Genomic DNA, 853 nt, shown 5'->3' with positions numbered 1-853 from the left:
GCGCGGCAACTTCCACCGAGGTGAAGGATCTGAGACGGGAAGCCCGTGATCTGAAGGAAGTGGTTGCCGAACAGGCCTTGGAGCTGCGTTTGCTCAAAAAAAGCATGATCGGGGATGGGGACGACGACGCATGAGATATCCCGCATCCGAGAAGCTTGAAATCATCCGTCTGGTCGAAGGTTCGCAGTTGCCGACCAAGCGCACTTTGGAAAAGCTGGGCATTCCGAAGACCACCTTCTATCGCTGGTACGACCGATATCTCGTCGACGGCCCCGAGGCGCTTGAAGATCGTAGACCTACGCCGTCGCGGGTCTGGAACCGTATTCCTCAATCCGTGCGCGAAAAGATCAAGGGTCTGGCTTCGCAGGAAAGCGAGTTGTCACCGCAAGAACTAGCTGTCCGCTTCACCGGCACAGAAAAGTACTTTGTGTCAGAGGCTTCGGTCTACCGCATCTTCAAGTCTTACGATCTGATCACCAGCCCAGCCTATGTGGTTTTGTCAGCCGCAGACGAGTTCCAGGACAAGACAACACGACCGAACCAACTCTGGCAGACCGATTTTACCTATCTCAAGGTGATCGGCTGGGGCTGGTTCTATCTCAGCACGATCCTGGACGATTACAGCCGATACATCATCGCCTGGAAGCTTTGTACGACGATGAAGACCGAGGACGTGACCGACACACTGGACCTCGCGTTGCACGCCTCAGGCTGTGATCAGGCAACGGTGCTGCACAAACCACGTCTGCTCAGCGACAACGGGTCCAGCTACATCTCTGGTGAGCTTGCCGAATGGCTGGAAGATCAGAAAATGGATCATGTTCGAGGGGCGCCATACCATCCGCAAACTCAG

General features: G+C 55.3%; 1 pseudogene. It reads left to right on the top strand.

The window, feature by feature from the left end:
- A pseudogene (locus ABLN87_RS22295) lies at nucleotides 1–853 on the top strand (DDE-type integrase/transposase/recombinase); the annotation flags it as partial.

Source organism: Ruegeria sp. SCP10, assembly GCF_040329495.1.
Taxonomy (GTDB): domain Bacteria; phylum Pseudomonadota; class Alphaproteobacteria; order Rhodobacterales; family Rhodobacteraceae; genus Ruegeria.
The sequence above is the reverse complement of the archived record's forward strand: the minus strand, read 5'-3'. Positions and strand labels throughout refer to the sequence as shown.